The sequence below is a fragment of the Hymenobacter ruricola genome, assembly GCF_015694525.1.
GTDB lineage: Bacteria > Bacteroidota > Bacteroidia > Cytophagales > Hymenobacteraceae > Hymenobacter > Hymenobacter ruricola.
This window is the reverse complement of record NZ_JADQDM010000005.1, coordinates 32,374-53,913: the sequence shown is the minus strand read 5'-3', so window position 1 is coordinate 53,913 and position 21,540 is coordinate 32,374. Positions and strand designations below refer to the sequence as shown.

The following is a 21,540-nucleotide window of genomic DNA, read 5'->3' as shown; positions in this document are numbered from 1 at the left end:
CATGAATTACCTCTACATCGCCCTCGCCCTCCTCACGGCCTATCTGCTCGGCTCCATTCCCACGGCCCTGTGGGTGGGCCGGCGCTTCTTCGGCCTGGCCGATATCCGCGAGCACGGCTCCGGCAACGCCGGCGCCACCAACACCTTCCGGGTGCTGGGCCCCAAAGCCGGCTCGGCCGTGCTGCTCGTGGATGCGCTGAAGGGCTTTGTGGCCGCCTATTTCCTGCCGCGGCTGCTGGTGACGCACGGTGCCATCGCGCCGGAGCACGAGTTGTATTTCAAGCTGGCCTGCGGGGTGCTGGCCGTGGTGGGGCATATCTACCCGGTGTTTGCGCAGTTTCGGGGCGGCAAGGGCGTGGCCACCATCCTGGGCATGATGCTGGGCGTGGCCCCGGCCACGGTGGGCGTGTGCCTGGGCGTCTTCGTGGTGATGCTGCTGCTGTTCCGCTACGTGTCGTTGGCCAGCATGACGGCGGGCGTCAGCTTCGCGCTGCTGCAACTGCTGCCCCAGTTTCGGCCGCAACAGTCGTTCATGGTCTACGTCGGCTTCGTGCTAGCGGCGCTGCTCATCTACACCCACCGGGCCAATATCGGGCGGCTAAGGAACGGCACCGAGAGTAGGGTGCCGCTGTTTGGGCGAAGAAGTAGAAAGGGGCACAAAAACGACAACTGCCATGAGCTATAAATGTCATTGCTGCGGTGAGATTCATCAAGACTTGCCGGATATCGGAATAGATAAGCCTTTTCTAGCCACTGAAATTTTGGAGGAAGACTGGCCTGGGCGCGTCGAGCTCACCGCCGACACCTGTATCATCGATGGCAAGGATTTTTTTATTCGCGGTGTCCTTATTATTCCGGTCCATGAGGATGAGAACGGATTAGGTTTCGGCGTTTGGGTAAGTCAGAAAAAAGAGAACTTTCAGACCTATGTTGAAAATTCTGATAGTGCTGAAATTGGTCCTTATTTCGGCTGGTTCGCGAACGAACTGGGACCCTATGCTCCTACTCTCAGCTTAAAGACAATGGCCCATTTTCAGGGTAATAACCAACGCCCACTAATAGAATTAGAGCCAACAGACCATCCGCTTTCCATCGATTATCAAAACGGCATCAGCATAGAGCGGGCTTGGGAAATTGTTCATGAATACATGCCAGCTTAGCTGGTGCGCGTCTGCGACGCGCTGCCCACTGGTTTCGCGTCTCTGACGCGGGCCGTGCGCCGTTTCCCAGTCGTTCCAATGCCCGCGCCAGAGGCTCGCCGCCAGTCGGCACGCGTCAGAGACGCGCGCCAGCGGGTGTGCCGGCAGTCCCCAACTTACCGCCCGGCGCCCCCAAAACCCCGGAAATAGCGCCGATAAATGCATTGGCCGTGCCGGGAAGAGCATAGAGGATGCCGGGAAGTGCATAGAAGCCGCCGGCCGGAGCATCGGGGAGGCCGGCGGAATCATCGAGGCGGGCGGGAGGCGCGTTGGTCAAGCCGGGCAGTGCGTCGGGGGCGGCGGGAGGTGCTTGGGAGGGGGCGGGGCCACGGGGCAGCAACGGCGCCCTACCTTAGCGAAGGCGGCTGCCAGCGTGGCAGTTGCGCGTTCATCCTTACCCCATTTCCCATGCTTGACAAAGCGCCGTTGCCCGAGTACCCTTCTACCCAAGCCGCCCTCTGGGAGCGCTGCCTGGCCCTGAGCCCCACCGCCCACCGCGACGCCGCCGAGCTGGCCAAGCGCGGCATCACGGCGGCCATGCTCACCAAGTTCGACGCCGACACCGCCGCCTTTGGCGCGATGGACCCCGACACCGTGCTGGTGCAGGAAGGCAAGGTGGTGACGGATGAAAAAGACACCACCGAAACGGCGCTCGAAACCGCCATTCAGGCCGTGATGGACTGCGTGGCCCTGAAAGACGACCCCCGCACGGCCGCCTACAAGCGCTTTGGCGTGAGCGACGTGAGCGGCCTGAGCCAGGCCAAGCTGCACCTGGCCGCCACCATGGCCGTGAAGCAGGGCCGCAAATACCTGGCGGAGTACGCCGACAAAGGCCTCACCCAGGCATTGCTTGATGAGGTGGCCCGGCAGGACGGGCTGTTTGTGGACCAGATGACCGACCGGCACGAGGCCGTGAGCACCCGCGCCGGGGCCACCCGTGCCCGCATCGTGTTTGCCAACGGCCTCTACCGGCAGCTGGTGGCCATCGCCAACGCCGGGCAGGCCGCCTGGCGCCTCACCGATGCCCAAAAAGCCCACGAGTACGTGGTTGACCCGGCCGGCGACACGGGCCCGGCCAAGCAGCCGTAGCGCGGACTTTGTAGTCCGCGTCCCCGCGCCGTTAGAGTCATCCAAACAGCGCGGGGACGCGGACCACAAAGTCCGCGCTACGGTGCCGCGGCCACCTTACTAACACACCCCGGCCCCGCCATCGTATAGCCAAGCTCCACCAATCATGCTTCATCCTATGATACGTCCCGCCCTGTTTGCCGTGTGCAGCCTGTTGCTGATGCGCCCGGCCGCTGCCCAAACCTCGCCTCCGCCCACTGCCGGCCGCACGGTGGCCGCGCCCGTGGGCTACAACTGGCAACTGCTGCCCGAAGTAAACGCCGCCGTGCTCAAGCCCTTCACCTGGAACTACAAGGCCGAAGCCAGCCGCGACGCGCAGGCCTACTTCGTCACCCGCGAAAAAATACTGCCCGGCAAGCAGTTCCAAACCGGCCTTTCCCTGAACGTGGTGCGGCAGATGAGCGCCAAATCCAAGCAGCCGGCCGACGCCTACGCCCAGGCCTTCACGGCCAAAAGCGGGCGCGGGGCCGGGCAGCAGGTGCTGGGCCAGGAGCGCAAAGCCCAAGGCCCGCTGCGCCTCTACGGCGTGCGCTACCGCGTGGCCAACAGCGGGCCCGACGCCAAAATCATCCAGCAATGGGCCATTGCCAATACCACAACGGACACGTTTTACCTGCTACTCTTTGAGAGCCCCGAGAAGGACTGGCCGTTGGCCTGGAAGTTTGGCGAGGAGATGATACGGCAAATCCGGCTCGATGGCAAGGTGTAGTGGGTGGCAATGGCTCCTCTGGCCCGTCATGCAGCGCGCAGCGAAGCATCTTTACCGCCACCACTAATCCTATTGGTTGAATTACCGTTGCAGTAAAGATGCTTCGCTGCGCGCTGCATGACGTTCTTATGTCTCTATGCTCCGTTTCCTCCTAATTTGGGCCTTGCTGCTTGCGGCCTGCGCCCGGCCCGCTGCCGCCCAGAAATACAACGTGCCGCTGGGTGCAGCGCCCGCTGGTTTCGCCTGGCAGGCGCTGCCCGAAATAAAAGCGGCCATGCCCTTGCCGGCCGGCTGGTACTTCAAGACTGCCGGCGAAAAGGGCGCGCCCACCTACTACCTCACCCAAGAAGAAATGGGCGAAAGCGAGGAGTTCCAAACCGGCCTGTCGCTGCAGGTGGTGCGCAAGGCCAAAGCCAAAACCGGCCGCCCCGCCGCCGACTACGCCGAATTGCTGATGATGCGCACCGGCTTTGGCCCGAGCCAGAAACAGCTGGAAAAAACCGCCACGGTGGAGGGCGCCTTCTACAAGCGCACCGTGCGCTACCGCGACGCCCCGCCCGAAGCCGACCCCCGCGTGGTGTACCAACTGGCCCTGGCCAACGCCAAAACCGACACCCTCTACCTGCTCACTTTTGAGAGTCCCGAAAAGGACTGGGCCGCCGCCTGGAAGCTGGGCGAGGCGATGGTGAGCGGCTGGGTGCTGGACGCGAAACAGTAGCCAGCCGGTGTGCAAAACTGCCCGCGAAGACATCGCCGTCTTACTAATCGCCACCCGGGCGGTCATTCAAAACTTCACCGTTTGAAAACGAAACTGCTGTGGCTGCTGGCCACCTGCCTGCTGGGCGCTGCCCCCAAAACCCCGTTGCTGGCCCAAGCCATGGAAGACCACCTGCTGCCCTCCCAGGGATACTTTGCCAGTTACGCGCACGAGCGCCCCTACTACCCCAAAGTGCAGGAGGCGCTGTGCGCCGGCCTGAGTGACACGCCCCTGGCGCGGGTGGTGGTGCTGCCGTCATTCTCGCCCGAATATGCCCTCTCGCTGGAGGAAAAAGCCCACAAGTACTACCTCACGTATCGGGTGTGCCTGACCAGTGCGTGGGGCGCGCTGCAGCGCAAGGAAACCAAGCCGGTGGCCGTGAGCACCGTCACGGTAGAGCTGGGCGCTCCGGCCGCAGTCGCCGTAGCCAGTGCGTTCAACAAGGCCATTTTGCAAACAAAATACCCCGCGCCCACCGAGGGCTTTAGCGTGAGACTGGACGGCACGACGTACGCATTTATTACGTTTCAGCGGGGCGTGGGCTTGCAAAGCGGCGAAACCTGGTCGCCCGTCGCGGGCACGAAGATGGGCAAGCTGGTGGCCATCGTGGAAACTTTGAAGAAAGTGACGATTACGCCGGCCGACCAGCCGCTGCAAGCCGAGCTGCTGCAACAGGCCCGGCAGCTACTCGCCACACTGGAAGCTGAATAGGCCGTAAGTCGCCCGGCGGGCCGTTCTTTCGGCACCGCCGGCCTGATACCTTTGCGCTTCACGGTATTCCTCCTCACCGCCGTCGCCATGGGAAAACAATTCACCGACATCGACGCCGCCCGGCAGGCGTTTATTGAGCAGCAGCCGTTGTTTTTTGTGGGCACCGCCGCGGCCGATGGCCGCGTGAACGTGTCGCCCAAAGGCCTGGACACCCTGCGCGTGCTGGGCCCCAACCAGGTGGTGTGGCTCAACCTGACCGGCAGCGGCAACGAAACCGCCGCCCACCTGCGCGAGCTCAACCGCATCACGCTCATGTTTTGCGCCTTCGAGGGCAAGCCTAACATCATGCGGCTCTACGGCACGGCCGCCGTGCTGCACCCGCGCGACGCTGGCTGGGACGAGCTGATTGGCTTGTTTCCGGACTTGCCCGGCGCCCGCCAGCTGGTGGTGGTCGACGTGGATTTAGTCACGACGGCCTGCGGCTTTGCCGTGCCCTTGCTCGACTACCAGGGCGAGCGCCAGGAACTGAACCGCTCGATGGAAAAGAAAGGCCCCGACGGCGTGCGCGACTACTGGCAGCAGCGCAACCAGCTCAGCCTCGACGGCCGGCCCACGGGCATTTAGGGCGCGGCGCATCTTGCCGGGCTGCCTACTTTTACTCCACCATTCCCAACCCCAATTTTGCTCCGCATGGCCTCTTACCTCGCCGATAATCAAACCCGCTTCCTCGATGAGCTGCTGGACTGGCTCCGCATCCCGTCCGTTTCGGCCGACCCCAAGTTCCACGCCGACGTGCTGCGCGCCGCCGACTACCTCAAAACCCGCCTTGAAGAAGCCGGCGTGCAAAACGTGGAAATCTGCCCCACGGCCGGCAACCCCATTGTGTACGGCGAATATCTGGTGAGCCCGGAAGCCAAAACCGTGCTGGTGTATGGCCACTACGACGTGCAGCCCGCCGACCCTTACGAGCTGTGGACCTCACCGCCGTTCGAGCCGGTGATTAAGGACGAGAAAATCTACGCCCGCGGCGCCTGCGACGACAAAGGCCAGGTGTACATGCACGTGAAGGCCTTCGAGATGATGATGCGCGACGGCCAGGGCGGCGTGCCGTGCAACATCAAGTTCATGTTTGAGGGCGAAGAGGAAATTGGCTCCAACAACCTCGAAATCTTCGTGAAGGCCAACAAGGAGAAGCTAAAAGCCGACGTCATCCTCATCTCCGACACCGGCATTCTGGCCAACGACGTGCCCAGCATCGAAGTGGGCCTGCGCGGCCTGAGCTACCACGAAGTGACCGTGACCGGCCCCAACCGCGACCTGCACTCCGGCCTCTACGGCGGGGCCGTGCAAAACCCCATCAACGCCCTGTGCGAGATGATTGCCAGCCTGCACGACGCCAACGGCCACATCACCATCCCCGGCTTCTACGACAACGTGGACGAGCTCAGCGCCGACGAGCGCGCCGAAATGGCCAAAGCCCCGTTCTCCGAAGAAGAATTCAAGCAGAGCATCGGCCTGCCCGACAGCTACGGCGAGAAAGGCTACAGCAGCATGGAGCGCACCAGCATCCGTCCCACGCTCGACGTGAACGGCATTTGGGGCGGCTACACCGGCGAGGGCGCCAAAACCGTCATTGCCTCGCAGGCCCACGCCAAAATCTCGATGCGCCTGGTTCCCCACCAGACCTCGGCCGAAATCACCGAGAAATTCCAGCGGCACTTCGAGAGCATCGCGCCGCAGGGCGTGACGGTGGAAGTGCGCCCCCACCACGGCGGCGAGCCCGTGGTGACGCCCACCAACTCCGTGGCCTATAAAGCCGCCGCCGACGCCATGGAAACCACCTTCGGCAAACGCCCGGTGCCCACGCGCGGCGGCGGCTCCATCCCCATCGTGGCTATGTTCAAGTCGGAGCTGGGCCTCGACACGGTGCTGCTGGGCTTTGGCCTCGACTCGGACGCCATTCACTCGCCCAACGAGCATTTCGGGGTGTTCAACTTCCTGAAAGGTATCGAAACTATTCCCCACTTCTACCGCAACTACGCGGCGGCGGAGTAGCCGTTGGGGAGAAAACCTGTGCAAGTAAGAACGTCATGCAGAGCGCCAGCGAAGCATCTCGCGTGTGCTAGTAATTAGTTACAGCATGCGAGATGCTTCGCTGGCGCTCTGCATGACGTTTTGGTTGGCTCAGACCCAACTACCCGCCGAACGAATACGTCAGGTACAGCTGAAAAGCGCTGTTGCGGATGCGGTTTTGCACGGTGGTGTTGCCGGCCGTCACTTCTTTGGGCAGGTTGGTGAAGGCGCCGTTGTAGCGCAGGCCAATGCCGGGACCGGTTTTGCGCTGGTAGCCCAGGCCGAACAGGTAGCCGAAATCGACGGCGTTGGTGGCGTCCTTCACGTCGACGGATGTGTTGCCGAATTTGTATTTGGCCGCTAGCAGGAAGCCCACTTGCGGGCCGGCCTCGAAGAAGAGCCCGTCGGCGTTGACGTGGAACGCCAGCGGCACGTCCAGATAGTCAACGCGCGAGCTCACGTCGGTGGCATCTTTCACCTTGGAGCCTTTCTGCGAATACAGGATTTCAGGCTGGAAGGCGAACATCTTAGTAAGGCCGATGTTGGCAAACCCGCCGGCGTGGAAGCCGAACACGCCGGACTGCTCGCCGGCGTCTTTGCCCACAAATGAGGCGTAGGAAGCGCCGGCCTTCAGGCCCAGCGACACATTGCGTTGGGCCTGCGCCGCGCCGCTCAGGCCGGCAATGAGTAGAAAAGAAAGCGCGATTTTTTTCATGTCTCGTCGGGATAGATGGAGCCACGAAGGTACAAGCACCGCCGCGCCGGGCCGGTAAATGGAGCGTCAAATGCCAAAATTCCCGGTTTCGGCCCACCGAAACCGGGAATTTCACAGGCCCGCAGCCACTACTCATTAGCCCCTAGCCGCCGAAGGAGTAGGCCAGCACCAGCCACACGGCGCTCGTCTTGAACTTGCCGGCGCCCAGCACCGTGGCGGTGTTGCTCTTGAACACGTTGCTGGCGCCGCCGTCGTAGCGCACGCCCAACGACGGGCCTTTGCCGAACCGGTAGCCCACGCCGGCCACGTAGTTCAGCACCACGCTGTTGAGCTCGTCCTTCACGTTGTCGGCGTCTTCGTTCACGGCTTTGATGGGAAAGCCCACTTCCGGCCCGGCCTCGAAAAATAGGCCGCCTACGCGGTAGCGCGCCAGCAGCGGCACGTCGATGGACGTGACGTCGCGGTTGAGGTCTTCGTCGTTGGAGGTGTCGAAATACCGCATGCTGTACAGCACTTCCGGGTGAAACGACAGGTTATCCGACAAGCCAAAGTCGGCGGTCAGGCCGGCTTGGTACGCTGAATGGCTCACCGAAGTGTACTGGTTGTTGCTCAAAATCCGGTCGCGGCCGTAGGCCGCCGTGAGGCCAAAGGAAGGCGCGTGCTGAGCCTGCGCCGCGCCCGCGGCGCCCAGCAGCAAAGCGAGGGTGGTGAGGGTTTTCTTCATGACAATTGCAGCAAGATGAAGGTTAAATGAAGTTGATTATGTGTTAGTTATGAATAACACAAGCGTATACTGCCTGCTGCTGCAATTGGTTGTAGCTGGCCGCTGCGCCGGCTAGCCGGCACAAAAAAGCCCGGCGCTGCACGTGGCGTCGGGCGAAGCCATTGGGCACAAAAAAACCGGCCTTTTAAGCAAGGCCGGTTTTTTGAGTGCTGCTCGGGGAAGCTTATTTGCCGCCGAACATGTAGCCCACGTACAGCTGGAACGCGTTGTTACGAATCTTCGCGGCGGTGGTGCCGGACTCTTCCTTGTCGATGCTGGTGATGCCGCCGTTGTAGCGCAGGCCAATCATCGGGCCCGACTCCAGTTTGTAGCCCAAGCCCACGGCGTAGCCGAAGTCAATCGTGTTGAGGCCGTCCTTGACGTCGATGTCGGTAGAGCCGTCCGTGGCTTTGGCCGATGCCAGGATGCCCAGCTGCGGGCCAGCTTCGAAGAACAGGCCGTCGGCGTTGTACTGCAACATCACCGGAATGTCGATGTAGTTGAAGTTGTATTTTACTTTGGTGTTATCCGACAAAGCGGCGCCCTTCATCGAGAACAGCACTTCCGGCTGCAGCGAAAGGGCATCGCCGAAGCCCAGGTTAGCCACTACGCCAGCGTTGAGGCCTACCTTGTTAGAAAAACCGGAAGCATCAGCACCGCCGAGGGTGGTGAGCGAAGCACCGGCTTTCACGCCGAAAGAAGCTTGCGCCGAAGCCGTAGCGGAAACGCCAGCAGCCAGCGCAAGGGATAGAATAACTTTTTTCATGATTGTAGAAAAAAAGTGAAATGATGAAATTTGGCACAAAGCTACGCGCAAACTTCATCTCAATCTTCCCGAGAGTCTATATTAATCTTTGACCCGAACGGCTGGGATAAAAAAAAGCCCGGCGTCCATGCGGACGCCGGGCTTTTTACTTGATGGGATGGGGCAATTACTTACCGCCGAACATGTAACCCAGCTGCACCGAGAACACGCGGTTGCGCTGCTGGTCGTTCACGTCGTCGTCCTTGCCCACGCTGTTGATGTCGCCGTTGAAGCGGCCTTCGATGCTCAGGCCCGAGGGAAGCTGGTAGCCCACGGCGGCCACGTAGCCCAGCGCGATGTTCTGGTAAGCGTCGTTGTCCAGGTCAATATTGTTGCCGTCGCCGTCAGAAAGCTTCACTTTGGCCAGGTAGCCAATTTGCGGGCCGGCCTGCAGGAAGGGGCCTTTGCCGTCGCTCAGCGTGTAGCGGAACATGATGGGCAACTCAATGTAGTTCAGCTTGAAGTTGAAGTCAGTGCCCTTGATTTCAGCGCCTTTTTGCGAGTAGAGCAGCTCGGTCTGGAGCGACAGCGACTCGGAGAAACCGAAGTTGGCCGCGAGGCCGCCCACCGCGCCGAACTTGTACTTGGCGTTCTCCACGCCGTCGCCGGAGAAGGTGGTGTAGTTAACGCCGGCTTTCACGCCAAAGCGGGTGGTGGTTTGCGCGTTGGCCACGGCAACGGTGCCAGCCAGTAGCGCCACGGATAGCAATACTTTTTTCATGAGTTAGAAAAAATAGAAGGGATAAGGCGGGGAGCTGCAGAAATTACTTCCCCAAACCGAGGCGTATACTTATGGGCGGCAGGCTGAGTTGTCGGGCGGGGCAAGTATTTTTTGTTGTGCCAGCCCGGTGGTCTTTTTGCCGGGTATAACGTGCTTGCTGAAAGAGGAATGTGTTCTTGCTGGAAGAGCCAAAAAAAGCCCCGCCGGGCGAGGCAGGCGAACAGGGTAGGGCCGAATGGGGGAGTGCATAGGACGGCAAGGGGTTGAGCAGCAAGCCCGGGCGCGTCCTAGAAAATGCAGCACAACAGCGTTTGGAAAGCGGCATTTGTACCAGCTTTATGCAGCTAGCAGCTACCCGAAAGGGAAATATTTTTCGACATAAACTGCTGTCAACGCTACTGTTGGGCTGTATTTTTGGGGCTATTCCTGAGCTTGGTGTATGGGGCTACGTGCGTTACTTCAGGTGCTGTTTAGCGCCTTACAATTTTTGCTGCTGACCCTGGCCGCGCGCCCGGCCGCGGCGCAGCTTGATTCCGCAAACGCTTTGGTGGCCGCGCCGCGCATGCCGCTGGTAGTGGGGGCCTACGCGCAGGGCAGCATCATCATGGCGCACACCTACGCCATCCGGCACCTGGTGGCCTCGCACCCCACGGGCTTCGAAATCAACTTGCAGCGCCAAACCACCGGCGCCGCGCCCTGGCACGGCTGGTACAAGTTTCCGAAGGTGGGCCTGGCCCTCACGTACTACGATTTTCACAACCCCGTGCTGGGCTACGCCTTTGCGGCCAGCCCCTACATCAGCAAGTCGTTTTCGCGCGGCGAAAAGCACGATTTCGCCTTCCGGCTGGGCGCCGGGCTGGCCTACCTCACCAACCCGTATAACCAGGAAACCAACCACAAGAACACCATCGCCAGCTCGGCCCTGAACGCCACGCTGCAACTGCGGTTTGAGTACGACTACGCCCTCACGCCACACCTGGGCCTGCTGGCCGGCCTCGGGCTGAACCACTACTCCAACGGCGCCACCACCAAGCCCAACTTCGGGGTAAACCTGCCTTCGGTGGTGTTGGGCCTGAACTACCACGAGCAGCGCCACCCCACGCAGGTGAACCCCTACGCGCCCGCCCCCGAAGACGTAGGCCGCGTGTTCTACAACGTGAGCACCAGCCTGGGCTTCAAGCAGCGCACCGAAGGCGACAAGCAGAAGTACCTCGTGAACTCGGTGACGCTGGCCGTGGGCCGCCGCATGAACCGCAAGTCCAACCTGCTGCTGGGCGTGGAAGGCTTCAACGACCGCAGCCTGAAAGCCACCCTCGACGACACCACCCGTGCCGGCCTCAAGCAGCCCGACGTGAAGAAAGCGGGCGTTTTCATCGGCCACGAGCTGTTGTTTGGCCGCCTGGCGTTCGATTCGCACCTGGGCTTCTACGTGTACGCGCCCTACAAATCGAGCACACCCTACTACGAACGACTGGGCCTGAAATACCACTTCACCAACCTGCTCTTCGGCGCGGTGGACCTGAAAATCCACCGCGGCGCGGCCGATGTCATTGAGTTCAAAGTAGGAGCGAAGCTATAGAGGCGCGTATTCGCGTCTCGTCGTCCGGGCCGTTCGGGCGGTATCGTTCAACGACGCGACGCGAATACGCGTCTCTACATCGTTCTATCGGGGCGGGAAGACGATTCGGGCGCTGAATCAGGCGTTTGGGTCAGCTTTTTCAGGTTTGCCGGAAGCGGCCTGCCATCTTTCGGTCGCGGTTCAACCAAACCCGCGCCGAACTCATGGAAACCTTCTTTCAGGCCAACCGCTTCCTGCACATCTCCGCCGGATTTATTGGGTTTTTTGTGGCACCCGTGGCCCTGGCCGTGCGCAAAGGCGGCCCGGCGCACCGCCGCTGGGGCAAGGTGTTTTTCTGGGCGATGGCCGTGGCAGGCACCACGGCGCTGGTGGGCTCGCAGCACATTCACAGCACATTTTTGCTGCTCACGGCGGTTTTCAGCCTCTACATGGCCTGCTTCGGCTACCGCTCGCTCTACCTCAAGCACCTGGCCTGGGACGCCGAAGTGGCCGCCTTTGACTGGGCCGTGGCCGGCGTGGGGCTGCTGGTGTTTCTGGGCACGGTGAGCTATGCGTTCGTGGCCCGCAACATTCCCGTGGGCGTGTTCGGCACGCTGGGAGCCCTGACGGCGGCCCGCCAGCTGCGCGGCTACGCCAACGCCGGGCACTGGACCAAAAACCAGTGGCTGCGCAACCACATTTCGGGCTTTATGGCTTCGTACATCGCGGCGGTGTCGGCATTTTCGGTCACCAGCCTGCACTTCATCCCGTTCCCTTATAATTTTCTGTGGCCTACCGCGCTGGGCGTGCCCGTCATTGCGTGGTGGCAGCGCCGGGTGAGTGCGAAGAAGGTTGCGCTGGCACCAGGCTCCGGTTTATCCGGCTCACCAGTGCCGGGCCTTCGTAAATAAAGCCGGTATACAGCTGAATCAGCGAGGCGCCCGCAGCCAGCTTTTCCTGCGCATCGGCTGCCGAGTGGATGCCGCCGGCCCCGATGATGGGCAATGCCCCCTCGCTCCGCCGGTGGAGGTAGCGGATGACCTCCGTGGCCCGCGCCCGCAACGGCCGCCCGCTGAGCCCGCCCGCGCCCAGCGAGGCCACGTACTGGCTTTCGGTACCCAGGTTATCGCGGCTGATGGTGGTGTTCGTCGCTACCAGGCCGCTCAACTGCGTTTCGCGGGCTATTTCCAGGATGTCATCGAGCTGCGAATCGGAGAGGTCGGGCGCGATTTTCAGCAGCAGCGGACGCGGTACCGGGCGGCCCAGGTTGCGGGCCTGCACCTGCTGCAGGAGTTCAATAAGCGGCTTTTTCTCTTGCAGCTGCCGCAAGTTGGGTGTGTTCGGCGACGACACGTTGACCACGAAATAATCGACTACCTCGGCCAGCGCCTCGAAACCGGCCACGTAGTCCTCGGCCGCGCGCTCGTTGGGCGTGTCCTTGTTCTTGCCAATGTTGCCGCCGATGATGAGTTGCCGGTTGCGGCGCCGGGCCAGCCGCGCCGCCACGGCCGTCGCGCCTTCGTTGTTGAAGCCCATGCGGTTGATGAGGGCCTCGTCCTGCGGCAGGCGAAACAGGCGCGGCGCCGGGTTGCCGGGCTGCGGCCGGGGCGTCACCGTGCCGATTTCCACGAAGCCAAAGCCCAGGGTGCCCAGCTCGTCGGTGAGGGCCGCGTTTTTATCAAAGCCCGCCGCCAAGCCCACGGGGTTGGGAAACTTCAGCCCGAAAACTTCTCGCTCTAACCCAGGGTGCTGAAAGTCGTAGAGCCCGCGCAACAGGGCCTGGGTGCCCGGCACGCGGGCGGCGCGGCGCAGGTTGTCGAAAACCAGGTGGTGGGCGCGCTCGGCGTCAAGGTTGAATAGGAGGGGTTTGACGAGCGCCTTGTACATAAGAAATTAGCCGGCCCAGCCCTCGCGGTCGAGGCTGCGGTACTGAATGGCTTCGGCCAGGTGTTGAATCTGAATGTCATCGGTGCCGGCGAGGTCGGCAATGGTGCGGGCCACTTTCAAAATCCGGTCGTAGGCCCGGGCCGAGAGGCCGAGGCGCTCCATGGCCGTTTTCAGCAGCGTGCGGCCTTCCTCGCTGATGGCGCAAATGTCTTTCACCATCTGCGGCGGCATCATGGCGTTGGAATGAATGTCGGCGTAGTCCTGAAAGCGGGTTTCCTGCACGGCGCGGGCCTTGTCCACGCGCGGCTGAATGTCGGCGCTGGTTTCGGCTTTGCGCGTTTCCGTCATCTGGTCGAAGGTCACGGGCGTCACTTCCACGTGCAGGTCGATGCGGTCGAGCAGCGGGCCGGATACCTTATTCAGGTACTTCTGCACCACGCCGGGGCCGCACACGCATTCCTTCTCAGGATGATTATAATAGCCGCACGGGCAGGGGTTCATGCTGGCAATGAGCATGAAATTGGCCGGAAACTCAGTGCTGACCTTAGCCCTTGAAATGGTGACGCGGCGCTCTTCCAGCGGCTGGCGCATCACCTCCAGCACCGTACGCTTGAACTCCGGCAGCTCATCGAGAAACAGCACGCCGTTGTGGGCCAGGGAGATTTCGCCGGGCTGCGGGTTGCCGCCCCCTGTGAATTTCCATGGTAAATACGACCATTTTCGGACACGTCGGTAACGAGCGCCAGAGTTACTGCGTCTTAGTACCATAGAAGATGCGAACCCATTGGCTTTTCGCCAAAGATACTGCGACTCTTTTATGCAAATACCCACCCGAAAGATTGGAATTGGTTACAGTGGCTCCCTGCGTGGAGCTCTTCCTTCCTCGAAAGCCGACCATGTAGTTCGCGTCGAGTCCGCGCTTGAACGCAGTTTGTGCTTACTGCTGGAGTTTGACCCCCGCGTTCGCTACTTCTGCGAGCAACCCGTCACCATTCCCTATCATCCCCCGGGCGGTTCCCGGGGTGTGCGACACTACACACCGGACTTTCTTATTCAATACGAAGACGAAGTGCAAGCTGTCCTGGCGGAGGTGAAATACCAGTCGGAACTTGACGCCAAGGCCGCCGAACTGGCGCCCAAATTCGATGCTGCCCGGCACTACGCCGCAGAGCAAGGCTGGGCCTTTCGGGTATTCACCGAAGCGGATATTCTCGCAACTCCCTTACTGGGCAACGCCCGGCTGTTGCTCCGTTTCCGCACCGCGCCCGTGCCGTCCTGCCATACCACCGCCTTGCTGGACCTGCTCACTCGGGCCCAAAAGTCTACACCTCAAGACCTGATTACCGCTGGTGCTTACTTCACCGGAGCGCAACCGGAGGAGCTATTGCCGCATTGCTGGCACCTGCTCAGTTGCGGCCGCATCGGCGGAGACCTGACCGCCGCGCCCTTGGCAATGAACACCCCTCTCTGGTCGCTCTAACTAATTTTTGATTCGGATTATGGACCAATCACTCCGATTGGTCCCGGGGGAGCGTTGCCGCTACCAAGGGGCCGTCGTGCGCGTTCGTCGCGTGCAAGACCTGCAACACGTGCTTGTTGAATACGAAGCCACCGGGGCCGTAGTCCCAGCGCTTATCGCCGAATTGCGGCCGTTAACCGAAGGGGAGGCCCCTTCGGAAGGAGCACCTGTGGATACTGTTCTTCACCTGCCCGAGGCCACCCTGCAAAAAGCCCGGACCAAATTGGCTATCCTCGCGCCGTTGCTGGAGGGACCCCGTACCCAGCAACGGGTAGAAGCCGTGGCTCGCCAACACGGGCGGCACCCTGCTACCCTATACCGGTGGCTTCATGCTTACTCAGAAACCGGTTCGGTTGTCTCCCTCGTGGAAGGTATCCGGGGCGGCAAAGGTCAGCAGCGTTTGCCTTCTCCCATCGAAACCCTGGTCCAGGACGCCATCGACGCCCATTACCTAACGAACCAGCGCAAGTCGATAGCCAAGGTCATTCTGGCCGTTCGGCAGCAGTGCCACCGGGCCGGACTTGTTCCTCCAGGAGATAACACCATCCGGCGCCGCATCCGCGCCCGTCCCGCCGAAGAGAAGGTGCGGCATCGGGGTAGCCCCAAGCAAGCACGAGAGCAGTTCACTCCGTTGCGCGGTAGCTTCCCAGGAGCCGATTTCCCCCTGGCTATGGTGCAGATTGACCACACCCTGGTGGACCTGATTCTGGTGGACGAACAGTACCGACGCCCCGTGGGGCGCCCCTGGCTTACGGTTGCTCTGGATGTGTTTTCCCGCATGGTGGTCGGGTTTTATTTGTCCTTCGATTCACCTGGCGCCGTAGGAACGGGCTTGTGCTTGGCCCATGCCATTCTTCCCAAAGAAGTCTGGCTAAGCAAGCTGGATGTGGCTGGGGAGTGGCCCTGCTGGGGCGTGATGAGCACTATTCACGCCGACAACGCCAAGGAGTTTCGCGGGGTGACGCTGCAACGGGCCTGCGAGAAGTACGGCATCAACTTGGAGTGGCGGCCAGTGGGCAAACCCCATTGGGGTGGGCACATCGAGCGCCTGATGGGCACCTTCATGCAGGAGGTCCATAGCTTACCGGGAACCACTTTTTCCAACGTGCGCGAGCGGAAGGATTACGACAGCGAAAAAAAGGCGGCCCTGACACTCCCCGAGTTCGAGCAATGGCTGACTACGTTCATCGTGCAGGTGTACCACAAGCGGGTCCACCAGGGCATTCAGCAAGCGCCCTATGACCGGTACCAGGAAGGCATTTTGGGCAGTGTCCGACAAGTCGGAACGGGGTTGCCGGCCCGGCTCACCGACGAACTGCAAGTACGGGTGGATTTCATGCCGGCCGAAGAGCGCACCATCCAAGAGTATGGGGTCGTCATCGACCACGTGTTTTACTACGCCGACGTGCTGCGGCAATACGTCAACGCCCCAGACCCCGACGCACCGGCAAAATCCCCTCGGAAACGCCGTTTTGTGTTCAAGCGGGACCCTCGGGACATCAGCTTTCTCTACTTCCTGGACCCGGCTACCCAGCAATACCACCGCATTCCATACCGGGACACTTCCCATCCAGCCATGTCCGTCTGGGAGTTCCGCCAAGCACGAGACTTAGCCGTCGCTCAACTGGGCGATGCCGTGAACGAACGGGCCATTTTCGAGGCGTACGACCGGATGCGGGCCGTGGAATTAGCAGCCGTACAGCAGACTAAACAGGTCACCAAGGCCCGCAACCGGCTCCTAAGTGGAGCGCCTCGCACAGAAGCAGACCGCCTGCTGGATGCCCGAACGCCCCGTCCCACTCCGACACCTTCGGAGGAAACAACCCCTCCGGCTTCTACCTCTCTTCAACCTTTTGACGACTTGTTTGATGACGCCTCATTTGCATCCTAACGTACTCCGGTTATTGGAGCTGCCGGATGCGGAGCGGCAACGCGCAATCCTGGCGGAGAAGTGGATTCCGTACACCCGGGCCCAGCAAGCACTCGCCAAAATGGAGGCTTTGCTGCAACACCCCACATCCCACAGGATGCCAAACCTGCTCCTGGTGGAGGACACTAACAACGGAAAAACGGCCATTTTACGCCGCTTTTGCCACGCGCACCAGCCGCAACCCTTGGAAGACGATGGCCGGCTTCAATGGCCGGTGCTGTACGTGCAGGCTCCTCCAGAGCCCGACGAGAAGCGATTTTATAACATCGTGCTCGACCGAGTGAATGCTCCGCACCGAATCAACGACCATGTGGGCAAGAAACAGCTCCAGGTTATCCACGTGTTGCGGCAATTAGGGGTTAAACTGCTTGTCATCGACGAGATTCAGCACATTCTGGCTGGGAATCAGGGAAAGCAGCGGCAGTTTCTAAATGTAATCAAGTACTTGTCCAACGAGTTGATGGTCCCCCTTGTGTGTGCGGGCATCCGCACGGCTTTTAGTGCTGTGCAAAGCGACGAGCAATTAGCCAACCGATTCGAGCCAGTTCCCTTGCCCAAGTGGGTCATCGGCGATGATTACTTGCGCCTACTGCTCAGTTTCGAGCGGCTGTTACCCTTGCGGGAGCCGTCTAACTTGGCCGACGAAAGCATTGCATTGAAGCTGCTGAGCATGAGCGAAGGAACCATTGGCGAAATCTCCAAAATTCTCAAGCTCGCGGCCGTTTTAGCGATTGATTCTAAGAAGGAACGCATCACGGCGGCTGTGCTGAACAAGGTCGATTATACCACCCCCTCGGACCGAATGAAGTTTCACAAGCTCATCTAGACAGCTATGCACTCCACCACCCAATTACCCTGCGCAATGCGCCCCCGCCCGGATGAGTTGTTGTCCAGCTGGCTGGTTCGGCTGGCCCATGCCCACCTTATTAAGGTGTACACCTTTGGTAGGTTAATCTTTCCCACCCCCAACATCTGGAATCGGGACGCGGATAAAATTGCCCACCCCGAGGTATTGGCCATTTTGGCGGCCCGAACCCCAGCGTCGCTTGAGCAGGTATTCGCCACGACGTTGAAAAGTTACGAGGGGCGATTGTACTTGCGGCACAACGTGAACGGCAATACGCCATGGATTCTACCCTTGGGCGTCTACCACCGGACCCGCCGGCGCAATGGGCTGTTGTTTTGCCCGTCGTGCTTGCGGAAGGACGGCGATACGCCCTATTTTCGCAAGCAATGGCGGTTAGCACTGTCCGTAGCGTGCCCAGTCTGTGAAATGCGGCTGGAGGACCAATGTCCGCAATGCGGTGAGCCAGTGGCGTTTTTTCGTGCGGAGTTAGGACAAAAATCAACTTTGCCAGGTCGTTCCTTCACGATATGCCACCGTTGCTTGTTTGATTGGTGCAATACTCCGGCGGTTCCAGCACCGGCTGCCTTGGTACAATGGCAAAGGGAGTGTGACCGAATATTGGCCGAAGGGTGGCGAGCGGAGGTTTTCCATCCGCATCTCTACTTTCAGGTTCTACACCACTTGGTGCGGATACTATTCAGCAGCCAACACCGTACGGAAGCTTTGCAGCAGTGCGTGGTTGAACAAGCAGGTGTTGAGTTGCCTCCCTCGTATTTCCAACTGCCCAAGGGCCGTCTTCCGTTTGAAATGTTGCCTTTGGAACTGCGAGCTGCTTTGTTGCAGCAAGCTGGTTGGCTGCTGGAAGAGTGGCCTCATCGGTTTATCGAACGAGCGAGCAAAGGCAAACTCACCAGTACTCCTTTGCTGCGAGACATGGAAGAGGCTCCTTTCTGGTATCATACGGTCGTGATGGACAACTTCTACGTGTCCAACCTGAACAGAAAATTTAACGCGCACTATCAAGGCCCTTACTAGAGACTGGAGCACTTCAAACTTCCTTTTCAATGCCCTCGAATAGCTCACCCAGCGTGATATGGTAGTGGGCGCAAAGTGTTATCAGCGTCTTTACCGTCATGTTTTGCCGGTTGGACTCCACGCGTGCGGCATTGACGTTGGTGGTGTCTAATACTTCCATCAGAGTGAGATGCCGGGCTTCCCGTAGGGCTTTCAGGCGCCGCGCTAATGCGACCAGTACGGGGTGAGTCTCTTTGCCTGCCATCCAGTAGCAAAGTGCGACCCCATTCGCGCTATTGACAATAACATAAAAGTTATTGTAAAAACAGTTTTGACTACTTTTGAATACGATTTTTCCTCTTCACCTTTTCTCTTTTTATGAAACCCTTCGCGTTACTGTTACTGAGTGGAAGCCTGTTGCTGGCCGACTGCTCAAAGAAATCTGCTGACCCAACGCCCCCTGTGGTTGATAAGCCTGCATTGCTCACCGCGCACGATTGGCGCATCACCGCTTACACGCTGGACGTGCGTGGCCAAACGACTGATGTGTATTCCGTGATGACGTGCGGTACAGATGACTACTACCATTTTGACACCAACGGGACGTGGCGGTACGACGATGGTGCTGTGAAGTGCAGCCCAACAAGTCCCCAAACAAGGTACTTCGGTACCTGGCGGTATGATGCCCGGCAGGACTACCTCTTTATGACCGGCATGCCTTTCTTGATGAACAACAGCAGAACCCGGGAGGACTACTTGGACCCCTTCACAGTATCGGCTAACGAGTTGAAGATTGTCTTCAACTGGAACGACAACGGTGCCCAGACGAAGGAGACCATCACAATGGTACCAAAGTAGCTCTGAGTGTTCATTATAAATGTATAACCCCCAGCCCTCTCAAAAGGCTGGGGGTTATACATTTAGTGCCACATGCCCCCTTAAGGGTCTACATGCTTGACAATCCTACAGATTCGCAAAAGCCTCTCCCTGATTTTAGTTCTAATCGATTTGGGCACCGCAGCCTCTACGCCTTCCAACGTGACTACCATCTGGGAATGAGGATACATGCACTCATTTGGCACGTGAGCAATAGTTACATGAAATTGGCGCAAGTCTTTGGGCTCATCCAGTTCATAGATAGCCGTAAAATCAGCGTGCGCAAATTCTGCTACACCCCATTTAGCAAAATAATGCGTGTTATTCTCTTTTGTTTCGTCGTATAGCACATCCTCGTGGTGGCGGCAGAACAGGCCCCGATTATAAGAATCATCACGCAATGGGAAAGCACTTGCGCTGACTGTTTTTCCATCAGGTGAAGCTAACGGCTCTTTTTCAAACCGTCGGTACATTATCTCGTCTGGCGAAAAATAGTCAATAACTGGCCTGCCGTCCCTATGGAGATGCTCTGGCACCGTTTCATTACTACACATTCGTTCGTTATGCGGCAGTAGCGTCGTGTATAGAACGAATTTTCCCGTAAATATCTTCCGGGCTAATGTCGTAGGCTAAGGCATTAGAGTCACCTTGTCTGCTCAAGTAGACAATGTCTCCATCGTCGAATACTTCCAGCGAAAAATAGGAGTCTTTGTGAAATAACTCAAATAGAATACTGTCATCAGCAGTGAAATAGGTTTTCACTCCTTCAATGCCAAAAGCATCAAAAGCCGAAGCTGCTTTGAAACATATATCTCTAATGCCCAAGGGAGCCATGGCAGTTTCGTTGAAAATAGCGCTGAGGTCTTTGTAAGTGAGCGATTCTGATTCAGATGAATTAACTACAGACTCATCTATAGTCCCGTGTGCAGCTACTTTGTCCCCCCATGAAGTCATAGAATTCAGGAAGACAAATTCGTTGCCCAGATAACTGTATCCTTCGTCAAGCGAAGTGGACGTAGGATTTGCCTCATTATTCAAGTCGTTGAATGGCGATTTCGGCAGCGTAGGGCTGGTAGCCGCCGCTGCCCATTCAGTGATTTGAGCCACTTGGCTTATCGTTGCATAGCCTTGGGGAGTAACAAAAGTATTGTACTCTGTTGAAGCACATACTGGTGGTAAAGCCAGACACAAAATAAGTGTACCGTGTTGCAACAAGGTGCCACGTTTTTGTTTGATGTAAGGGGTAGTAGAACCAGTCGTAACAGCAAAATCATGCCATCTTTTGTGAATGTCCTGTTCCAATTCTGGTTGAGTTGCTGCAAAGGAAAACGTTTCGGTTGAACAAGTCTGCATGGCTTTTTCTTTTATGGTAGAACAAAAGGTAAATTATATTCACGCAGAGAGTATAGATATTAAAGACGGTTGCAGTGACCAAATGAAAATATTATAGATAGCATCGTTTATTAAATTGAAATTAGATTTTATTTCTTCGATGGAGGAATGAGTCGAGCTATTGAAAAGGTCTATATCCAAAAGCAGGTGGCTAGAATCAGGCTCAAAATCCTGTTTAGGTAATAAGCCATATACTATGTTAAGCGTGTTGTCACCCTCGACAAAACGAGAGTTTGTTATTGATGTCAAAAGGTGCTCCGCAGCAGGCATATTAAATACTGACGTAAGGAGGTCATTATTAAAAACTCCTTTAATCATTTCCTTTGCCTTAGGCGAAACGACTTTTGAACGAGCTGATACGAGATTGATTTTGCGTATTGCTACACGCGAAAAGGTTTTGATTTGAAGTAATTCAGTAACTGCGTATATCGACGCGTTGAGGTCATTCTGTACTTGTCTAAAATTGGTATAAGCAGCTCCAGAGATAGTCAACGACAAAGTGTCATTTGAAACATTAAAAATCTTTTGGCGAGAAGTATCATGAAATTCCATTGTTCCTGGTACCCCCTCAGCTGGCGTTATCACAGGTGTGCCCGAATCAAGCGTTATCTGGAAGGTTTGCTCATCTGTTGCCGCAACAAAAAACGTCGACTTAACCGCATCTTGTATCTCTGACTGCCTTGCAGCGAAATTCTCAATTGTGGGAAACTTGACCTGAAAGACAACAGTCCTTAGGAAGTTGCGCACAAATTTGAAATTTTCGTCCTTTTGTTGAACCGGGAATCCGAACATTCTTCGACAAGTATGATTGCTGGGTATGCTGAGTTATGGTGTGGTTTTAGTGCGTTCAGGAACTTACTAAATCAGTGCTTTACTAAGTATCATAGAAAATACCAAAAAAACTGGTATTACTAGGAGGAAAAATGATGAAATTCT

At 58.4% G+C, this 21,540-nt stretch carries 24 protein-coding genes and 1 pseudogene; 15 read left to right on the top strand and 10 right to left on the bottom strand.

Going from position 1 to position 21,540, the window contains the following annotated elements; all coding sequences use genetic code 11:
* Position 1 precedes the first annotated feature (1 nt).
* The 8 genes from plsY to I2H31_RS11790 all read left to right on the top strand — a co-directional run bounded on the left by plsY (position 2) and on the right by I2H31_RS11790 (position 6,559).
* Entirely contained in the window at positions 2-685 is a 684-nt protein-coding gene (gene plsY / locus I2H31_RS11825) for a glycerol-3-phosphate 1-O-acyltransferase PlsY (RefSeq protein ID WP_196293248.1), read from the top strand.
* Positions 675-1,160, top strand: a complete 486-nt coding sequence (locus I2H31_RS11820) for a DUF2199 domain-containing protein (RefSeq protein WP_196293247.1) — start codon at positions 675-677, stop codon at positions 1,158-1,160. Before plsY ends, I2H31_RS11820 begins: the two co-directional genes overlap by 11 nt.
* 447 nt (positions 1,161-1,607) lie before the next feature.
* Positions 1,608-2,288 carry a hypothetical protein gene (locus I2H31_RS11815; RefSeq protein ID WP_196293246.1) on the top strand — a complete coding sequence of 227 codons (681 nt, stop codon included), beginning with the start codon at positions 1,608-1,610 and terminating at the stop codon, positions 2,286-2,288.
* Positions 2,289-2,445: 157 nt separating this feature from the next.
* Complete coding sequence (locus I2H31_RS11810) at positions 2,446-3,036, top strand: hypothetical protein (RefSeq protein WP_196293245.1); 591 nt, start codon at positions 2,446-2,448, stop codon at positions 3,034-3,036.
* A 136-nt stretch (positions 3,037-3,172) separates the two neighbouring features.
* Positions 3,173-3,754, top strand: coding sequence for a hypothetical protein (locus I2H31_RS11805; protein ID WP_196293244.1), 582 nt, complete (start codon positions 3,173-3,175; stop codon positions 3,752-3,754).
* A gap of 81 nt (positions 3,755-3,835) precedes the next feature.
* Positions 3,836-4,504, top strand: coding sequence for a hypothetical protein (locus I2H31_RS11800; protein ID WP_196293243.1), 669 nt, complete (start codon positions 3,836-3,838; stop codon positions 4,502-4,504).
* Positions 4,505-4,591: 87 nt separating this feature from the next.
* A complete protein-coding gene (locus tag I2H31_RS11795) occupies positions 4,592-5,128 on the top strand; it encodes a pyridoxamine 5'-phosphate oxidase family protein (RefSeq protein WP_196293242.1) in 537 nt (178 codons plus the stop codon).
* Positions 5,129-5,194: 66 nt separating this feature from the next.
* Positions 5,195-6,559, top strand: a complete 1,365-nt coding sequence (locus I2H31_RS11790) for a dipeptidase (RefSeq protein ID WP_196293241.1) — start codon at positions 5,195-5,197, stop codon at positions 6,557-6,559.
* Between the two features lie 139 nt (positions 6,560-6,698).
* Here the strand turns inward: I2H31_RS11790 and I2H31_RS11785 are convergent, their stop codons facing one another.
* The 4 genes from I2H31_RS11785 to I2H31_RS11770 all read right to left on the bottom strand — a co-directional run bounded on the left by I2H31_RS11785 (position 6,699) and on the right by I2H31_RS11770 (position 9,581).
* Entirely contained in the window at positions 6,699-7,292 is a 594-nt protein-coding gene (locus I2H31_RS11785; RefSeq protein WP_196293240.1) for a porin family protein, read from the bottom strand.
* Positions 7,293-7,434: 142 nt separating this feature from the next.
* The gene (locus tag I2H31_RS11780; RefSeq protein ID WP_196293239.1) at positions 7,435-8,016 is read right to left on the bottom strand and encodes a porin family protein; all 582 of its coding nucleotides are present in this window, start codon (positions 8,014-8,016) and stop codon (positions 7,435-7,437) included.
* 223 nt (positions 8,017-8,239) lie between these two features.
* Entirely contained in the window at positions 8,240-8,821 is a 582-nt protein-coding gene (locus I2H31_RS11775; RefSeq protein ID WP_196293238.1) for a porin family protein, read from the bottom strand.
* A 166-nt stretch (positions 8,822-8,987) separates the two neighbouring features.
* Positions 8,988-9,581, bottom strand: a complete 594-nt coding sequence (locus I2H31_RS11770) for a porin family protein (protein WP_196293237.1) — start codon at positions 9,579-9,581, stop codon at positions 8,988-8,990.
* A 487-nt stretch (positions 9,582-10,068) separates the two neighbouring features.
* On the opposite strand from I2H31_RS11770, the gene I2H31_RS11765 reads away from it, so the two are divergent.
* Both I2H31_RS11765 and I2H31_RS11760 read left to right on the top strand, forming a co-directional pair.
* A complete protein-coding gene (locus I2H31_RS11765) occupies positions 10,069-11,160 on the top strand; it encodes an acyloxyacyl hydrolase (RefSeq protein ID WP_196293236.1) in 1,092 nt (363 codons plus the stop codon).
* Between the two features lie 203 nt (positions 11,161-11,363).
* A complete protein-coding gene (locus I2H31_RS11760) occupies positions 11,364-12,050 on the top strand; it encodes a DUF2306 domain-containing protein (protein ID WP_196293235.1) in 687 nt (228 codons plus the stop codon).
* On the opposite strand, the gene I2H31_RS11755 is transcribed toward I2H31_RS11760, so the two are convergent.
* Positions 11,953-13,026, bottom strand: coding sequence for a quinone-dependent dihydroorotate dehydrogenase (locus tag I2H31_RS11755; protein WP_196293234.1), 1,074 nt, complete (start codon positions 13,024-13,026; stop codon positions 11,953-11,955). The two genes, I2H31_RS11760 and I2H31_RS11755, sit on opposite strands and share 98 nt — an antisense overlap.
* Before the next feature lie 6 nt (positions 13,027-13,032).
* Positions 13,033-13,716 (bottom strand): annotated as a pseudogene (locus I2H31_RS11750) (YifB family Mg chelatase-like AAA ATPase); the annotation flags it as partial.
* A 127-nt stretch (positions 13,717-13,843) separates the two neighbouring features.
* On the opposite strand from I2H31_RS11750, the gene I2H31_RS11745 reads away from it, so the two are divergent.
* The 4 genes from I2H31_RS11745 to I2H31_RS11730 are packed head-to-tail and all read left to right on the top strand — an operon-like array spanning position 13,844 to position 18,357.
* A complete protein-coding gene (locus I2H31_RS11745) occupies positions 13,844-14,506 on the top strand; it encodes a TnsA endonuclease N-terminal domain-containing protein (protein ID WP_196293233.1) in 663 nt (220 codons plus the stop codon).
* 19 nt (positions 14,507-14,525) lie between these two features.
* Positions 14,526-16,436: a Mu transposase C-terminal domain-containing protein gene (locus tag I2H31_RS11740; RefSeq protein ID WP_196293232.1), complete on the top strand. Its 1,911-nt coding sequence runs from the start codon at positions 14,526-14,528 to the stop codon at positions 16,434-16,436.
* 13 nt (positions 16,437-16,449) lie between these two features.
* Complete coding sequence (locus I2H31_RS11735; RefSeq protein WP_230687721.1) at positions 16,450-17,301, top strand: TniB family NTP-binding protein; 852 nt, start codon at positions 16,450-16,452, stop codon at positions 17,299-17,301.
* A 6-nt stretch (positions 17,302-17,307) separates the two neighbouring features.
* Positions 17,308-18,357, top strand: a complete 1,050-nt coding sequence (locus I2H31_RS11730; RefSeq protein WP_196293230.1) for a TniQ family protein — start codon at positions 17,308-17,310, stop codon at positions 18,355-18,357.
* Between the two features lie 13 nt (positions 18,358-18,370).
* On the opposite strand, the gene I2H31_RS11725 is transcribed toward I2H31_RS11730, so the two are convergent.
* Positions 18,371-18,517, bottom strand: a complete 147-nt coding sequence (locus I2H31_RS11725; RefSeq protein ID WP_196293229.1) for a hypothetical protein — start codon at positions 18,515-18,517, stop codon at positions 18,371-18,373.
* 197 nt (positions 18,518-18,714) lie between these two features.
* Here I2H31_RS11725 and I2H31_RS11720 point away from each other — a divergent pair, with 197 nt between their 5' ends.
* Positions 18,715-19,194 carry a hypothetical protein gene (locus tag I2H31_RS11720; RefSeq protein ID WP_196293228.1) on the top strand — a complete coding sequence of 160 codons (480 nt, stop codon included), beginning with the start codon at positions 18,715-18,717 and terminating at the stop codon, positions 19,192-19,194.
* An 80-nt stretch (positions 19,195-19,274) separates the two neighbouring features.
* Here I2H31_RS11720 and I2H31_RS11715 read toward each other — a convergent pair whose 3' ends face one another.
* The 3 genes from I2H31_RS11715 to I2H31_RS11705 form a co-directional block, all read right to left on the bottom strand.
* Positions 19,275-19,685, bottom strand: a complete 411-nt coding sequence (locus I2H31_RS11715; RefSeq protein ID WP_196293227.1) for a hypothetical protein — start codon at positions 19,683-19,685, stop codon at positions 19,275-19,277.
* An 88-nt stretch (positions 19,686-19,773) separates the two neighbouring features.
* Positions 19,774-20,514, bottom strand: a complete 741-nt coding sequence (locus tag I2H31_RS11710; RefSeq protein ID WP_196293226.1) for a hypothetical protein — start codon at positions 20,512-20,514, stop codon at positions 19,774-19,776.
* Positions 20,515-20,604: 90 nt separating this feature from the next.
* Positions 20,605-21,351, bottom strand: a complete 747-nt coding sequence (locus tag I2H31_RS11705; protein WP_196293225.1) for a TIGR04255 family protein — start codon at positions 21,349-21,351, stop codon at positions 20,605-20,607.
* Positions 21,352-21,540: the final 189 nt, after the last annotated feature.

Coding starts and splice junctions, on each gene's coding strand:
- I2H31_RS11730 (WP_196293230.1), top strand. CDS start 17,308: ATGCACTCCACCACCCAATTACCCTGCGCAATGCGCCCCCGCCCGGAT.
- I2H31_RS11810 (WP_196293245.1), top strand. CDS start 2,446: ATGATACGTCCCGCCCTGTTTGCCGTGTGCAGCCTGTTGCTGATGCGC.
- I2H31_RS11805 (WP_196293244.1), top strand. CDS start 3,173: ATGCTCCGTTTCCTCCTAATTTGGGCCTTGCTGCTTGCGGCCTGCGCC.
- I2H31_RS11725 (WP_196293229.1), bottom strand. CDS start 18,517: ATGGAAGTATTAGACACCACCAACGTCAATGCCGCACGCGTGGAGTCC.
- plsY (WP_196293248.1), top strand. CDS start 2: ATGAATTACCTCTACATCGCCCTCGCCCTCCTCACGGCCTATCTGCTC.
- I2H31_RS11790 (WP_196293241.1), top strand. CDS start 5,195: ATGGCCTCTTACCTCGCCGATAATCAAACCCGCTTCCTCGATGAGCTG.
- I2H31_RS11775 (WP_196293238.1), bottom strand. CDS start 8,821: ATGAAAAAAGTTATTCTATCCCTTGCGCTGGCTGCTGGCGTTTCCGCT.
- I2H31_RS11820 (WP_196293247.1), top strand. CDS start 675: ATGAGCTATAAATGTCATTGCTGCGGTGAGATTCATCAAGACTTGCCG.
- I2H31_RS11785 (WP_196293240.1), bottom strand. CDS start 7,292: ATGAAAAAAATCGCGCTTTCTTTTCTACTCATTGCCGGCCTGAGCGGC.
- I2H31_RS11770 (WP_196293237.1), bottom strand. CDS start 9,581: ATGAAAAAAGTATTGCTATCCGTGGCGCTACTGGCTGGCACCGTTGCC.
- I2H31_RS11715 (WP_196293227.1), bottom strand. CDS start 19,685: ATGTACCGACGGTTTGAAAAAGAGCCGTTAGCTTCACCTGATGGAAAA.
- I2H31_RS11720 (WP_196293228.1), top strand. CDS start 18,715: ATGAAACCCTTCGCGTTACTGTTACTGAGTGGAAGCCTGTTGCTGGCC.
- I2H31_RS11740 (WP_196293232.1), top strand. CDS start 14,526: ATGGACCAATCACTCCGATTGGTCCCGGGGGAGCGTTGCCGCTACCAA.
- I2H31_RS11760 (WP_196293235.1), top strand. CDS start 11,364: ATGGAAACCTTCTTTCAGGCCAACCGCTTCCTGCACATCTCCGCCGGA.
- I2H31_RS11780 (WP_196293239.1), bottom strand. CDS start 8,016: ATGAAGAAAACCCTCACCACCCTCGCTTTGCTGCTGGGCGCCGCGGGC.
- I2H31_RS11815 (WP_196293246.1), top strand. CDS start 1,608: ATGCTTGACAAAGCGCCGTTGCCCGAGTACCCTTCTACCCAAGCCGCC.
- I2H31_RS11745 (WP_196293233.1), top strand. CDS start 13,844: ATGCAAATACCCACCCGAAAGATTGGAATTGGTTACAGTGGCTCCCTG.
- I2H31_RS11795 (WP_196293242.1), top strand. CDS start 4,592: ATGGGAAAACAATTCACCGACATCGACGCCGCCCGGCAGGCGTTTATT.
- I2H31_RS11755 (WP_196293234.1), bottom strand. CDS start 13,026: ATGTACAAGGCGCTCGTCAAACCCCTCCTATTCAACCTTGACGCCGAG.